Source organism: Streptomyces capitiformicae (genome assembly GCF_002214185.1).
GTDB lineage: Bacteria > Actinomycetota > Actinomycetes > Streptomycetales > Streptomycetaceae > Streptomyces > Streptomyces capitiformicae.
Genome location: NZ_CP022161.1, coordinates 104,775 through 118,973 on the forward strand (window position 1 = coordinate 104,775; position 14,199 = coordinate 118,973).

Sequence of the window (14,199 nt, forward strand, 5' to 3'; positions counted from 1 at the left end):
AGCACACGCTCAGCCCGCACGATCACCCACCGCGAAAGGAGCGGCACTCCATGCCGTCATCTGCCGGGCAACACAGGCTCAACCGGCGCGTCTTCCTCCGGACCTCTCTCGGCGTCTCGGCCGGCCTGATCGCCGCTCCGACTCTCGCGACCGTATGGCAGGCCTCCGCGGCCGAGAGCAAGGCCACGACCGCGTTCAAGGCGTTCGTGGACGACTACACCACCAACATCACCGCGAATCTCACCCCCGAAACCAACGCGGTCGTCCGTGCCCTCGGTGGCTTCGCGGAGATATGGAAGACCGGGGACGCCTGGAACACCGGCATCCCGCTCATGCCGGAGGTGTCTCGCGCCAACCTGTTGTACAGCGCGCGGATCACCGCCCGGCGCACCGAGGCGCAGGCCCGTGAGGCGTTCATCACCGACCGGCAGCACCAGAGCTACTCGGTGATCAGCGGTCTCGGCCCCCTCGCGGAGCTGTACCGGACGGGCGCCAAGGCGGTCACCGCGATCACCTCCGCCCCCGACGGCACCCCGGCGGGCAAGATCAGCGACTCCGTCCCCGCCGACGCCCCCGCCGGATCCGCGAACGGCGCCGGCTCGACCACGTCCGAGCTCGGGAAGGTGGCCGAGCTCGTCAACACCGTGCGCGGGCCGTTCGCGTCGAGCAACCCCGCCAAGTTCTCCTACCAGTACCCCCGCCCCTGGCGGATGAACGAGAACAGCGAGGTCGTCGACACCGGCAGGACCGACGAGTTCGGGTTCCCGGTGTACGAGTCCGACGTCATCGTCGTCCCCCAGCTGCTGCGGCAGCGCGGCGAGGACGCGGCCACGGACGGCGGCTTCCCCAGCGGCCACACCAACGCCCTCCACCTGGCGGCTCTGGCCTACGCCTATGCCGTACCGGAGCGCTTCCAGGAGATGGTGACCCGCGCCTTCGAGGCGAGCCACGACCGGATCGTCTCGGGCATGCACTCCTCGCTCGACGTCCTCGGCGGCCGCGTCATGGCCACCGCTCTGGCCGCCGCCGCGCTCGCCGACCCGAAGAACGCCGAGCTGAAGGCCGCCGCGGTCAAGCAGGCCGCCGAGTACTTCCGGGCGAAGACGGGCACCACCGCCGACACGCTGTACGCGTACGCGCACTCGGCCGGCATCGACAGCGACCCGTACGCCGATCGCAGGGCCAACGCGCGCCTGGTCGAGCCGAAGCTGACGTACGTGCTGACCCGCGAGGGCCGCTCCGAGGACCCGACCGTGCCGAAGGGCGCGGAGGTTCTGCTGGAGACGCGGCTGCCGTACCTCGACGCGGCTCAGCGGCGCGAGGTGCTGCGCACGACCGCGCTGCCGTCCGGGTATGTGCTGCTGGACGGCTGGGAGCAGTGGGGACGGCTCAACCTGTTCGCGGCGGCGGACGCCTTCGGCGCCTTCGGCTCGGACGTCACCGTGACGATGGACGCCGCGCTCGGCGGTTTCCACGCGGCCGACACCTGGCGCAACGACATCTGCGGCTCCGGCGGTCTCGTGAAGAAGGGCAGCGGCACGCTGACGCTGGCCGGCGCCAACCGGTACAAGGGCGGCACCACCGTGCAGGCGGGTGTGCTCGCGGCGGGCTCGAAGGAGGCCTTCGGCCGCGGTGATGTGAAGGTGGCGAGCGGCACGCTGCGCACGGGCGACCACACCGTCCGTGTGCGCGGCGGGTACACCCAGGCCGGTGTCCTCGACGTGACGCTGGACCGGGGCGACGACGCCGCCCTCGTGGTGGACAGGCGTGCGGTCCTGGAGAAGGGCAGCAAGCTGGTCGTCCGTTTCGACGCCAAGCAGGCACCGCGTGACGGCAGTACGGTGGCGGTCATCGGGGCGCGGTCCCTGCAGGGCCGGTTCGCCGAGGTCACCGTCGCCGAGGAGGGCTGGACGGCCGAGCAGGTCTTCACGGCCCACGGTGTGTCGGTGCGCCTGCGGAAGAAGTAACTTCCTTCGCGTGCAGGGCTGTTGGGGGGTGGCTGCGGCCACCCCCCAACAGCTGTTCTCACAGGCTCGGCGGCAGTGCCTGCTCCGCCCAGATCGTCTTGCCCGCGCCACTCGGGCGGCTGCCCCAGCGGTCGGTGAGCTGGGCGACGAGCAGCAGGCCGCGGCCGCCCTCGTCGAAGGTGCGGGCCCGGCGCAGATGGGGTGAGGTGCTGCTGGCGTCGGAGACCTCGCAGATGAGGGTGCGGTCGCGGATGAGCCTCAGCTGGATGGGGGCGCCGCCGTAGCGGATGGCGTTGGTGACGAGTTCGCTCACCACGAGTTCGGTGACGAAGACGGCCTCCTCCAGGCCCCAGCGGGTGAGCTGGTCGGTGGCGAGTTTGCGCGCGTTGGAGACCAGCGCCGGGTCGTCGGTCAGGTTCCAGACGGCCACCCGTTCCGCGTCGAGGGCGCGGGTGCGGGCCAGCAGCAGGGCCACGTCGTCGGCGGGGGTGTCGGGCAGGAGGTCCTTGAGCACGCTGTCGCAGGCGCGCTCCAGGCTGTCCATCGGCCCCCGCAGCGTGGCGCACAGGGCGGCGGTGCCGGTGTCGACATCGCGGTCCCGGGCCTCGACCAAGCCGTCGGTGTAGAGGGCGAGGACCGAGCCCTTGGGCACCTCCAACTCCCTTGCCTCGAACGGGAGTCCACCGACGCCGAGCAGCGGTCCGGCGGCCACCTCGATGACCTCGACACTGCCGTCGGGGCGCACCACCACGGGCGGCGGATGTCCGGCGGAGGCCATGGAGCAGGTGCCGGAGACCGGGTCGTAGACCGCGTACAGGCAGGTGGCGCCGATCTCCCCGTCTCCGGCCGCGAGGTGTTCGACGAGGTCGTCGAGGTGGGTGAGGAGTTCGTCGGGCGGCAGATCGACGTCGGCGAGCGCCCACACCGCCGTACGCAGCCGGCCCATGGTGACGGAGGCGTGCAGGCCGTGCCCGACGACGTCGCCGACGACGAGTGCCACCCGGGTCCCGGACAGCGGGATCACGTCGAACCAGTCGCCGCCGACCCCGGCCTGTGACAGCGCCGGTAGATAGCGGGAGGCGAACTCGACGGCCGCCTGCCCGGCCGACGCCTTGGGCAGCAGGCTGCCCTGCAGAGCCAGCGCGGTGGTGCGTTCCCGGGTGTATCTGCGGGCGTTGTCGACACAGACGGCTGCCCGGCTGGACAGTTCCTCGGCGAGGGAGACGTCGTCCTGGTCGAAGGCGTCGGAGGACTCGGGGGTGAGTATGCGGACGAAGACGGCCACGCCGAGGGTGGTGCCGCGGGCGACCAGGGGTACGGCCATGAGGGACAGGTCGTGGTCCTCGGCCTCCCGGAGTTTGGCCGAGCGGGCGTCGTGCCGGGCCAGCCAGGTGTCGAGGTCGTGGTCGCCGGTGCGGGTAAGTACGGCTTCGCCGGTGAGCAGGGCGCGGGCGGGTGGCGAGGAGATGGGGTAGACATCAGCGGCGCCGAGGCCGATCGCCGCTTCCGGGACACCGGGGGTACGCGACTGGTGGGCGGCCCTGCGCAGTTGCACACCGCCGTCCATCGGGACCGTCTCGGGTTCCTCGCCATGGATGACGGACTCCAACAGGTCGACGCTGGCGAAGTCGGCGAGCCGGGGCACGACCAGGTCGGCGAGTTCAACGGCGGTCTGGACGACGTCGAGCTTGGTGCCGATGGACCCGGCGGCCTCGTTGAGGATCGCCAGGCGCTGGCGCGCCCAGAACTGCTCGCTGCTGTCGAACGACACGTTCCCGGTGCCCAGCAGCTCTCCGGCGCGGTTCCGCAGCGGCCACATCTGGGTGGTCCAGGCGTGCATGCGCCGACCCGACGGCGAACGGGTCCAGCTCTCGTAGTGGACCGGCTGTCCGGTCTCCACGACGATCTCCATGTGCCGCAGATAGCCACGGCTGTGCTCGGAGTCCTCCACGGTGTCCATGAAGTAGCGGTGCCGGAACTCCGACTCGGGCTGCCCCATGACCATGCACGCCCAGTCGTTCATCCGCAGATAGTGCTGCCCGGTGTCGAAGACGGACATGGCCATCGACGCCTGTTGGAAGGCCACCTCTCCGAGGCCCCGTTCGTCCCGGTTGGGGTTCGCGCTGACGACGAAGCCGCGCCGGCCGTCCTCGCCCCGCAGGGGGCACATCCGCAGCGCCATCGTCTGCCGCCGCCCGTCCCGGTACCGCAGGGTCACCAGCGCGTCGCCGAACGCCAGCAGCGCGCGTCGGGCGGCCGGGACATCCCCGTCGATCAGCTCCGCCGCGGGTCGCCCGGTCACCTCCTCGGGCGCCCACCCGGTCAGCCGCCGCGCGCCCTCGCTCCACCCCGAGACGAGGCCGTGCGCGTCGACCACCGCCATGGCCTCACCGCCCGGGGCGGCCCAGGACGCACCCGACCCCTTCGTCACCATATGGCAAGGATGGTCCGTTCAGGGCGGGGCAACAACCCGGATACCCCCGTGACGTACGGGGGTCCGGCGCAGCAGCTCGGCTAGAGGGTGGTGCGGGATTCGAGGTCCTGGCGGGTGTCGTTGCCGTAGACGCCGGTCTCGTCGCCGCGGATGCCGTACCAGAGCTGGAAGCGGGCCACGGCTTCCCTCAGGACGACGTCGTACTGGCCCGAGGTGGGGCCGTTGTCGTACACGTTGGGGATGCGGCGCAGCCGTTCCTGGAGTTCCGTGACCTCGGGGCCGGTGTCGCCCTCGCGGAGGGTGCCGGGGCCATCCGGGTCGACGGCGTCGTTCTGGGCCGGGGCGGAGGTCGCGGGTGCCGACGGGGTCGGCGTGGGGGCGGGGGCCTTGACCTCGGTGTCCTTGTCTCCGCCGGGTACGAGGAGGGCGGCGCCGAAGCCGATGAGGGCGGCCGCGCCGACGCTCACGATCACCGCGGCGCGCTTGAGCCCCGTACTGCCGCCGGCCGGGTCCCGGCGCCGCCTCGGCCGCCGCCCGCCGGTGACCACGTCGTCGGCGCCGAAGTCCTCGCCGACCACGACCGGGGGCAGTTCCTCGGTCTCGAGCTCCTCCAGCCGGGGCAGGATCCGCTCGCGCGCCGGGGGCGGAGGCGGCGCCGCGTCCGTCACCGGCGGTACGGCGACGGTCTCGTACTCGTCGTTCGGGGCCGTCGTCCCCTTGTACAGCTCCATCTCACGCAGCAGCTCCGCCAGTGCCTCGGTCCGGCGTCGGCGCATGACGTAGGTGGGCTCGATCGTGCGGCGCTTCGTCGTCTGCCCCGGTTCGGGCGGTATCGACACGCTGATCTCCTTCCGTGCACGCGGTCTCCCGCCATCCCCGTGAGGAGATACGGGAAGTCCGCCCCGGAGGTTCAGCTCACCTCGCGGCCACCGGAGTGGCCGGAAGTACGGCGACGACCTCCCAGCCGGGGCCGTCCTCACGCGAGCGGGCCTGGATACGGCCGCCGAGCCGGGTGGCGCGTTCGGTGAGGCCGACGAGCCCGAAGCCACCGCCCCGGGCCGCCTCCGGGAGCCGGGCACCGCCCCGTCCGTCGTCGCGCACCCAGACCTCGAGGTCGCCGTGGCCGTAGCGGAGCGAGAACGGTGACCTCGGTGGCGTCGGCGGCGTGCCGGCGGACATTGGTCGGGGACTCCTGCACCACACGGAAGGCGGCTGCCTGCACCTCGTGCGGCAGGTCGTCGGGGACGGAGGGGCCGCGGTCCAGCCGGGCCGTGTGTGCGTCGACACCGCCGACGCCGTCGAAGCCGCGCACGGGCTCGGAGATGCCCGCCAGGTCGCCGACCGGGCGCCTGTGCGCGGCATCGACCTGGTCGTCCTCGTGCTCGCGCTGCGCCCCGGCCGTGCGGCGCGTCGAGACCAGCGCCTCGGTGGCCGCACGCTCGATGCCCGCGAGCACGGGGTCCAGCCTCTCGGGTTCGGTGTCGGCCATCATCCGCGCGACCTGGGTCTGCACAAGGATCCCGGTGACGTGGTGGGCCACGAAGTCGTGCAGGTCGGCGGCCATGGCGACCCGCTCGGCGCGGCGGATCTCCGTGACGGCGGCGGTCCGTCGGTGGTCCAGGGTGCGGAGGTAGGCAGACAGCCCCGCCGAGCTGCCGACCAGCAGCAGGAGCACGAACGCGGCCCCGAACGTGCCGCCGTCGTCGGGGTCGAGAGCGAAGTACGGCAGCGTCAGCGCGAGGACGGCGGTGCCGTTGAGCGCTCCGCACACCAGCGCCCAGCGGGGTGGACAGGTACGGACTGCGACACCAGCAGGTACAGCAGCAACACCGCCTCACCGGGGCTGAAGGCCCCCATCCTGCGCGCGCCGACGAGGATCATCACGTACGCGAGGGTCACGAGGGGTGGCAGTCCGGTCCGCACGGCCGGAGCGAGCCATGCGGGCCGCCGCGCGACGGGCCACAGCAGCGCGGCCAGCCCGATGGCCAGAAGGAGCAGCTGCACGGTGAAGACGCACCTCGCCGGCGTCCAGCTGAAGCTTGCCGCCCGGAACCGCGTGGAGATCGCCGCCTGGGCATGGCGGACGGGGCACGCGGGCGACCGCTGACCAGGTTCCGTTTGTGAGGGTTGGGGTGTTTGGGCGAGTGGGTGCCCCCTGTGTCGGTAGCGTGCCCATGTCACTGTTTGTGTGAGCGTGCACCCGGTGCACGAGGGGGGATCCGACCTATGCGGAGCATGCGCGCAGTACTGGCGAGACCGACCGTCGCGTTACTCGCGGGAGCAGGGCTCGTCCTCGCCGGGCCGGGTGCGGCCCGGGCCAGCGACACGGTCGAGATACCGGCGTCCACCGAAGGGGGCATCTCGGCGACCGTGGAGTTCCGCCGAGCCGTTGTTCCCCAGCCCTACAACCCTGATCCCAACGCCTCCTCCGGCGACCGCCAGTGCCAGCTGCGGTACCACCAGTACTGGGCGACCCCGGGCTGCGGCGGCTTCGAGCTCGGCGTCCGGCTGCACAATGTCCGCAGCCAGCCGGGCTACCTCGCCGGACTGAGCAGCGCCGGCGGCTACTTCACCGCCTACGCCGACACAGCCCGCACCTTCGGCTGCCTGCGGCCCGACGGCAGCTTCGACCACAACACGAGCTTCGTCGTCCGCACCGAACAACAGCCGCTGTCGCCGGTGTACTACGAACCGGACAGCAACTGGCTGCTCGGCCAGTTCCGCACCTATCCCGACCGGGACTTCGGCCCGCCGTTCTTCGTCAACTTCCCGGCGGTGGAGGTGAGTTGCCCGGAGGGGACGACGGCGACCCAGTACGGGCTCAAGGTGACGAACGTGAAGGTCGCCATCAACGACCCGAACGTCTTCGGTTCGACGACCTGGAGCACTCCCGGCCCGTTCTACGCCTGAATCGGGAGCTACCCGCCGAGCAGCAGTCGCTCGGCCAGACGGTGGCCCGACCGGGGGGCGGTTCAGGCGAGTTGAGCCTCGGGGCTCCGCCCGCGCCTGCCTGCTCGGGCCACACGTCCGCGTGGCCGGCGTCCGCTGGAGCCTGACGCTCACTTCGTCAGCGTGACGCGGATGCCGACCGTTCCGTCCGTGCCCCGGCGCAGTCGGCTGCCGAGGAGGGTGAGGCGGCCGAGGACGCCGTACTTGCGGGCGATGAGGCGGCGGTAGTGGGCGGAGCCGGTCGCGTCGAGGATCTCGGCGCGGGCGGGGACGGAGTCACCGGTGGGGTTGCCGCGCAGGTCGCAGGGGCCGACGAGGACATCGGCCCGATTGCGGATGCGCTTGACCTTCCAGGAGTCCGCGACCGTCCAGATCCCGAGCGCGTCGCCGTCCCGTACCACCCAGACCGGGGTCGGGACCGCGGTGCCGTTCTTGCGGTAGGTGGTGATCAGCAGGTACTTGCCCGCGGCGAGCGCGTCGAGCGAGGTGACGTCAGCCATGACGGGAGTCTAGGTGTACGGCCGCCGGCGGTGACCGGCGGCCGTACACCCGGGTGACGACGAGGCGGTGTCAGTCGAGCTGGCCGTCGTAGTCGGGGAGCTTGAAGGTGCGCTCGGCGTGGCCGCCGACCAGGTCGGTGGTGTTGTTGCCGACGTTGGCGATGATCGTGTAGCCGTCCGACTCGATGTCCGCGTGTGAGGCGGTCTTGTAGGCGGAGACCTCGGCGAACAGGTCGGGCAGGTCACGCACGTAGAGGCCGTCGACGGGGTAGCCGACGGTCTCCAGGTTCCACTCGGTGATGCCCTCGATGATGCCCGGGCGGGCGGTGACGAAGAAGACGTCCACACCACGGGACTTGGCGTACTTGGCCAGAGCCAGGGAGGGCTTCATCGCCGGGGTGGGCAGCTGGTACCAGGGGGTGTAGTGCGTCTCCAGCGTGGTGTTGTCGATGTCGAAGACGATGGCGAGCTTCTGGCCGGAGGCGTTCGCGGTGCGCTGCTGCACATAGGGCGTCGCCGTGTCGATGACGGCCTTCACGTCCTTCTGCCAGGTCGCGTAGTCGACCTCGGCGGCCGCGGCCGCGCTCACCGCCGCCTGGGCCGGCGCCGCGGCCGCCGGAACGGCGGCGGTCACCGACCCGCCGATACCGAGCACCGCCACCGCGGCGACCGTCGTGACACGGCGTCCCGCACCGCTTCTTGTCATGTTCGTCCCCTTCTCATGTCAAAGCGGCGAGGTTGGTCGAACCGTCGCCGCACTCGTCATGGTCATGCCCATGAGTGGCCGGGAGACTACCTGAAAGTTACTGGTTGGTAGAGGGGTCTCGACGATCGTTCACCGTCTCCGCCGGAGCGCCGTGCGCGATGATGTGCACGGGACAACGAGGCAGGGGGCAGCGCGTGACCCGGAGTCGTACGGATCCGACGGGGGCGGTCGTGGGCGGGCGGACGCTGGAGGTGGCCTGCGACGAGTCGGGGTCGGACGGCGAGAACCTCACCACCGGGAACACCGATGTGTTCGCGCACGGCAGTGTCCTTCTGCCGATGGGGGCGGCCTCCGCGTACGTACAGGAAGTCCGCGACCGTATCCGCTCCCCGGCGGAGGAGTACAAGGCGAACATCCTCCTGCGCGAGAAGCACCGGGCGGTGCTGCAGTGGTACCTCGGCCCGTCCGGGCCGATCCACGGCCATGCCCATGTGCACCTGACGGAGAAGCCGTTCTTCGTCGTGGACCGTGTCGTGGCCCTCCTGACCGACGAGGGTCCGGGTATCGCCGTCGCCCTCCATCGCCAGGGCCGGGCCGTCTTCGGGAGCGAGCGGTGGAGGGAGTTCCTGGAGGTCTCCAACGATCTGCTGCGCACCCGCAAGAACGAGGACGCCGAGTCCCCCGTCGAACCGTTCTTCCGTACGGTGGACGCGCTGCGCCGGGCGCGTTCCGGTGAGCCGGTGGGCGCGATCCTGGACCTGCTGGCCCGGGGCCGGGCCCGGGCCGACGCGCATCGGGCACGGATCCTCGCCGGTCCCGAGCTGTTCCCCGTGCTCAATCCACTGATGCCGGCCATCGTCCACACCTCGGCGTACTGGCGGCGCGCGGGGTTGCCCGTCACGCTGGTGCACGACCGGCAGAACATGCTGACCGAGGAGCGCATCGCGCGGATCGAGGACCGGGCCCGGCTGGCCGGTCTGCGGCTGGTCCCGGCGGGCGAGGATCCGCGGATCCTGCTCGCCGACTTCCTCGCCGGCACCGCGCGCAAGATCGCCTCGGACGAACTCAACGGGCGGGGCGATCCGGAGCTGACCACGCTGCTGCGACCGTACGTCAGCGGCTCCTCCGTGTGGGGCGACGAACGCAGTTGGGCGGCGCTCGGCCCCGACACCGACCGCACCTGGCGGCTGTGAAGATCGCCGAAGTGGCGCCAAAAGCCAACCGCCGGGTCTACATTGCGCGGTGACCCTACATCTCCACAGAAGATCACCGAAGATCCAGGAGCTGATGCCGTGACAGACAACCCGGCAGCCTCGGACCTCCCCTCCTCGTCGTTGAACCGCCGCATCGTCACCACGCGGCCGCACACGGCACGGATCTGGAACTACTGGCTCGGCGGTGGGGACTACTACGAGGTCGACCGGGTGGCCGGGGACGAGATACGCCGGCTGCTTCCGACCATCAGCGACTACGCCCGGGCGGACCGGGAGTTCCTCGGGCGGGCCGTGCGTCATCTGACCGCCGAGGTCGGGATCCGCCAGTTCCTGGACATCGGGACCGGGCTGCCGACGGCGGAGAACACCCACGAGGTCGCCCAGCGCATCGCCCCGGACGCGCGGATCGTCTACGTCGACAACGACCCGCTGGTCCTGGCGCACGCCCGGGCCCTGCTGACGAGCACGCCCGAGGGCCGTACCGACCATGTCGACGAGGATCTGCGCAACGTCGACTCGATCCTCGAACAATCCGCGCGGACCCTTGACTTCAGCCGTCCCGTCGCCCTGCTGCTGCTCGGCGTGGTGATCTTCATCGGCGACGACGAGGACCCGTACGGCATCGTGCGCCGGCTCGTCGACGGCCTGCCCCCGGGCAGTCATCTGGTGCTCTCGCACACCATCACCGCTCCGGGACTGACCGAGGTGGACGCCGCGGTCGCCTGGTGGAACGCGCACGGCACCCCGCGGATCACACAGCGCACCCCGGAGGCGGTCGCCCGATTCTTCGACGGGCTCGACCTTCTCGATCCGGGGGTCGTGTCGTGTTCCCGCTGGCGCCCGGAGACCGGCGGCGGCTCACCGGCGGGAGTGACGGCGGAAGTCGCCATGTACTGCGGGGTGGGAGGCAAGCGCTGATGACGATCGACTGGGTCAGGCTGCAACTGGACGTCACCGACTTCGACCTGGCGCGTTTCCAGCCGTACGTCGACAAGTGCCGTACCTCCGGCATCCGGCTGACGACGCTCTCCGAGCTCGGCGACACCCCGGAGCACCGCCGGGCGCTGTACGAACTCAACCGGGAGTGCTCGGCGGACATCCCGGAGCGCGGCGAGTTCTTCGACTACGACGAGTACCACCGGCTCCGTTTCGAGGTACCCGCCTACGATCCGCGCGGTGTGGTGCTGGCGATCGAAGGTGACCGGTGGATGGGCATGGCGGCGACGTCGGACCGGCGGAAGTCCGGGTTCGTGTTCAACGAGATGACGGGGGTGCGGGCCTGCCACCGGGGCCGGGGCATCTCGGTGGCCATGAAGACCTTCGGCATCGGGTTCGCCGGGATGTGCGGGGTCAGCATGGTCCGTACGCTGCATCATCCCGCCAACGCGAGGGCGATCGCCATGAACCGGACGTTGGGTTTTGTCGACGCCGACTGGTGAACACGCGCCCACGCGCGCACGTATAGGAGGAGGGCGCTCAAGGACCGGACGCCCTCGCGGTGTTGACACCGTGTCGGACGGGGTTCGGGAGCCAGGTAATGAGGCACGCACGACGACGAGTCGTGAAGCGAGTGGCGCGGCTGACAGCCATCGGTGGGGTGCTCTGCGGGGGCCTGATGGTCACGCAGGCGGCGATGGCGACCGAACCCGCCACCTCGCCGCCCGCGGCCCGGAGTTCGGTGCTGGCGGCGTCCGGCACCGGCTCGGGTCTGGTGGAAGAGCTCGGCTCCTCCCGTACGGCGGGCAGCTGGATCGCCGACGACGGCCGACCCGTCGTCGCGGTCACCGACGAGGAGGCGGCGGCCGAGGTCAAGCAGGCCGGCGCTCGCGCCAAGATGGTCGAGTACAGCGGTGAGGACCTGCGGTCCGCCACGGAGGCGCTGCGTTCGGCGCCCCGGGTGTCGGGCACCTCCTGGGCGATCGACCCCGCGTCCAACGAGGTCGTGGTGCGGGCCGACAGCACGGTCTCCGCCAAGGACTGGAAGAAGCTGACGGACCTGGCCGAGGAGATCGGCGGCTCCGTGCGGATGGAGCGCACCGAGGGCGCGTACACGATGCGGCTCAACGGCGCCCAGCCGATCTTCGGCACGGGCGGTCGCTGTTCGATCGGCTTCAATGTGACCGACGGGGAGAACGAGTTCATGCTCACCGCCGGGCACTGCGGTCCCGCGGGTTCCGTGTGGTTCGCGGACAACCAGGGTCAGCAGGAGATCGGCCGGACGATCGAGTCGAACTTCCCCGGCGGTGACTTCTCCCTCGTCCAGTACCTCCAGGACGCGCCGAGCAACTCCTCGAACGTGGTGTCCGTCGGTGACGGCCGCGGGGTGCGGATCACCTCGGTCGGTGCGGCGGCGGTCGGCCAGCGGGTCTTCCGCAGCGGCAGCACCAGCGGCTTCCGCAACGGCGAGGTGACCGGTCTCGACGCCACGGTCAACTATCCCGAGGGCACGGTCAGCGGGCTCATCGAGACCACGGTGTGCGCCGAGCCGGGCGACAGCGGCGGCCCGCTGTTCTCCGAGGGAGTGGCGCTCGGGGTGACCTCGGGCGGAAACGGCGACTGCTCGCAGGGCGGTACGACGTTCTTCCAGCCGCTGACCGAGGCCCTGGAGGAGCTCGACGTCCAGCTCACCGGCCTCCCCCAGGCCGCCCAGCCGACCGCCTCCGCCGGCGCGGCGGACGCCGGCTCCCAGGGCGCCGCGGCACCGGGCACCGTCCAGCCGGGTGCGGTGGAATCGGTGGAGGGATCCGGCGCGTTCTCCGACATCCTCGACCGCCTGGCCGACCCACGGAACGTGGGGCCGGGCCTCCTGGTCATCGCCGGCAGCATGGTCGCCCTGGCGGCAACCCGCTTCATCCGCACGGAACAGGACAGGGCGGCCTATCGCCGCCAGTACTCACAGAGCTGGAGCTAGCGCCCCGTAGGGCCCGCAGCCGGGGAACTACTCGGCTGCGGCCCATTCCAGAACAAGGCGCTCGTACTCGCTGCGCTGCTCCCTGTTCAGCGTCCCCCCGCTCCGGAACCACAGGGCCCGGATCTCCTCGTTGACCTCGGCGGCCGTTCTGATCGGTTCCGTTCTTTCCAGGACGACATCAGGGGTGGTGGACATAGTGTAAACCATATGGCTCCGAACGTGAAGCCGATGTGAGTAAAGATCTCACTTCGGACATTACGGAACGTGAAGCTGATCACTCTGTGTTTACGGCGCCCACGGCGCTCATGACTCCACGGTCCCGAGCACGAGCACCTGAATGGCCAGCACGGCGGCTCCCTGTGCCCAGTCGTGGAAGTCGGAGACCTTGGTCTCCAGCGGCACCGGTGCCGCCAGCGGATGCCGCCCCGCGCGGACGGCCTCGTCCACGGCTTTGCCCGCCACCTCCATGAGACCGACCCCTTCACCGGCAAGCAGGATCTTCTGTGGCATGACGAAGTTGGCGATCTGCGCCACGAGCGTGCCCAGCGCCCGGCCCGCCTCGTCGATGACCCGCGCCGGCAGGGGCTCACCGGCGGCGGCCCCGGCGAGGACCTCCTCGTACGTCGTCCCGCGTCCGGTGGCGGCCTGGACCTGGTAGCGGATGCTGGGGATGCTCAGCAGGGAGACGGCGCTGCCGCGTTCGCCGTCGGGGGTGAGCGGGCCGGTGGGGTCGATGATCCAGTGGCGGCCGAAGCCCCGGTCCTCCTCGGCGCAGGGCACCCGTTTGCCGCCCAGGACCAGCCCGTAGCCGATGCCCGCGCCGATGGTGAGGACGACGAAACGGTCGAGGCCGCGCCCCGCGCCGAACCATGTCTCGGCCTCGACGAGCGCGGCCACGTCGTTCTCGACGACCACCGGCAACCCGGTGCGTTCTTCGACGAGTTCGGCCAAGGGCACGTCCCGCCACTCCAGGAAGGGCGACTCCCCGACCACCGCTCGGCGCTGGACGAGGCCGCCGACGCCGATGCCGATGCCGGCGAGTGAGGGGTGGGTGCGCGCCAGTTCGGCCGCCATCCCGGCGAGCAGATCGGCGACGCACTCCGGCTCATGCGTGGTGAGCGGGCGGTCGTACCGGGTGATGATGTCGCTCCTGAGCGTGGTGACCACGCCGTACACCATGTCCTCGGTGATCTTGAAGCCGATGAAGGTGCGGGACTCGGCGACGATGTCCAGCGGCTGCGAGGGGCGTCCCTGACGGGCTTCGGCCTGACGGGCTTCAGAAGGCGCGGCGCCCTCGGCGGTCTCGATCAGCAGCCCCGACTCGATCAGCGGTTTGGTCAGCCGGGTGAGGCTGCCGGCGGACAGGCCGAGGCGCCGGGCGAGTTCGGTGCGCGAGAGCGGTCCGTGCACGAGCACCTGGATCGCCACCGAGCGTTCCCCGGGACTGAGCGGCAGCCAACTATCGGCGAGAGCGGTCATGGGCGCCAGACTCCCACACAGCGTTTATTTCGGACTGAA

At 70.9% G+C, this 14,199-nt stretch carries 14 protein-coding genes and 1 pseudogene; 7 read left to right on the forward strand and 8 right to left on the reverse strand.

Features of this window, described 5'->3' with window-relative positions; translation table 11 throughout:
* Positions 1 to 50: 50 nt before the first annotated feature.
* Positions 51 to 1,967 carry a phosphatase PAP2 family protein gene (locus CES90_RS00370; RefSeq protein WP_189782084.1) on the forward strand — a complete coding sequence of 639 codons (1,917 nt, stop codon included), beginning with the start codon at positions 51 to 53 and terminating at the stop codon, positions 1,965 to 1,967.
* A gap of 58 nt (positions 1,968 to 2,025) precedes the next feature.
* Here CES90_RS00370 and CES90_RS00375 read toward each other — a convergent pair whose 3' ends face one another.
* From CES90_RS00375 to CES90_RS49155, 4 genes are all read right to left on the reverse strand, one after another.
* The gene (locus tag CES90_RS00375) at positions 2,026 to 4,401 is read right to left on the reverse strand and encodes a SpoIIE family protein phosphatase (protein WP_189782083.1); all 2,376 of its coding nucleotides are present in this window, start codon (positions 4,399 to 4,401) and stop codon (positions 2,026 to 2,028) included.
* 80 nt (positions 4,402 to 4,481) lie between these two features.
* Positions 4,482 to 5,240, reverse strand: a complete 759-nt coding sequence (locus CES90_RS00380) for a peptidoglycan-binding domain-containing protein (protein ID WP_189782082.1) — start codon at positions 5,238 to 5,240, stop codon at positions 4,482 to 4,484.
* 137 nt (positions 5,241 to 5,377) lie between these two features.
* Positions 5,378 to 6,172 (reverse strand): sensor histidine kinase, encoded by a 795-nt coding sequence (locus CES90_RS00385; protein ID WP_229913707.1) that lies wholly within the window; start codon positions 6,170 to 6,172, stop codon positions 5,378 to 5,380.
* Positions 6,133 to 6,405, reverse strand: a complete 273-nt coding sequence (locus CES90_RS49155) for a hypothetical protein (protein ID WP_229913706.1) — start codon at positions 6,403 to 6,405, stop codon at positions 6,133 to 6,135. The genes CES90_RS00385 and CES90_RS49155 overlap by 40 nt, the downstream gene beginning before the upstream one ends.
* On the opposite strand from CES90_RS49155, the pseudogene CES90_RS49160 reads away from it, so the two are divergent.
* Both CES90_RS49160 and CES90_RS00390 read left to right on the forward strand, forming a co-directional pair.
* Positions 6,395 to 6,508 (forward strand): annotated as a pseudogene (locus tag CES90_RS49160) (DNA-binding response regulator); the annotation flags it as partial. The gene CES90_RS49155 and the pseudogene CES90_RS49160 overlap by 11 nt on opposite strands.
* A 128-nt stretch (positions 6,509 to 6,636) precedes the next feature.
* Positions 6,637 to 7,311, forward strand: a complete 675-nt coding sequence (locus tag CES90_RS00390) for a hypothetical protein (protein WP_189782081.1) — start codon at positions 6,637 to 6,639, stop codon at positions 7,309 to 7,311.
* Between the two features lie 149 nt (positions 7,312 to 7,460).
* On the opposite strand, the gene CES90_RS00395 is transcribed toward CES90_RS00390, so the two are convergent.
* Entirely contained in the window at positions 7,461 to 7,850 is a 390-nt protein-coding gene (locus CES90_RS00395; RefSeq protein WP_189782080.1) for a PPOX class F420-dependent oxidoreductase, read from the reverse strand.
* 70 nt (positions 7,851 to 7,920) lie between these two features.
* A complete protein-coding gene (locus CES90_RS00400) occupies positions 7,921 to 8,556 on the reverse strand; it encodes an HAD family acid phosphatase (protein ID WP_189782079.1) in 636 nt (211 codons plus the stop codon).
* Between the two features lie 194 nt (positions 8,557 to 8,750).
* Here CES90_RS00400 and CES90_RS00405 point away from each other — a divergent pair, with 194 nt between their 5' ends.
* The 4 genes from CES90_RS00405 (at position 8,751) to CES90_RS00420 (ending at position 12,681) form a co-directional block, all read left to right on the forward strand.
* Entirely contained in the window at positions 8,751 to 9,749 is a 999-nt protein-coding gene (locus CES90_RS00405; protein ID WP_189782078.1) for a hypothetical protein, read from the forward strand.
* 99 nt (positions 9,750 to 9,848) lie between these two features.
* Positions 9,849 to 10,688: an SAM-dependent methyltransferase gene (locus CES90_RS00410; protein WP_189782077.1), complete on the forward strand. Its 840-nt coding sequence runs from the start codon at positions 9,849 to 9,851 to the stop codon at positions 10,686 to 10,688.
* Positions 10,688 to 11,209, forward strand: a complete 522-nt coding sequence (locus tag CES90_RS00415) for a GNAT family N-acetyltransferase (RefSeq protein ID WP_189782076.1) — start codon at positions 10,688 to 10,690, stop codon at positions 11,207 to 11,209. Before CES90_RS00410 ends, CES90_RS00415 begins: the two co-directional genes overlap by 1 nt.
* 98 nt (positions 11,210 to 11,307) lie before the next feature.
* A complete protein-coding gene (locus tag CES90_RS00420; RefSeq protein WP_189782075.1) occupies positions 11,308 to 12,681 on the forward strand; it encodes a S1 family peptidase in 1,374 nt (457 codons plus the stop codon).
* 27 nt (positions 12,682 to 12,708) lie between these two features.
* Here CES90_RS00420 and CES90_RS00425 read toward each other — a convergent pair whose 3' ends face one another.
* Entirely contained in the window at positions 12,709 to 12,876 is a 168-nt protein-coding gene (locus tag CES90_RS00425; RefSeq protein ID WP_229913705.1) for a hypothetical protein, read from the reverse strand.
* Between the two features lie 108 nt (positions 12,877 to 12,984).
* Positions 12,985 to 14,160, reverse strand: coding sequence for an ROK family transcriptional regulator (locus CES90_RS00430; RefSeq protein WP_189782074.1), 1,176 nt, complete (start codon positions 14,158 to 14,160; stop codon positions 12,985 to 12,987).
* Positions 14,161 to 14,199 lie beyond the last annotated feature (39 nt).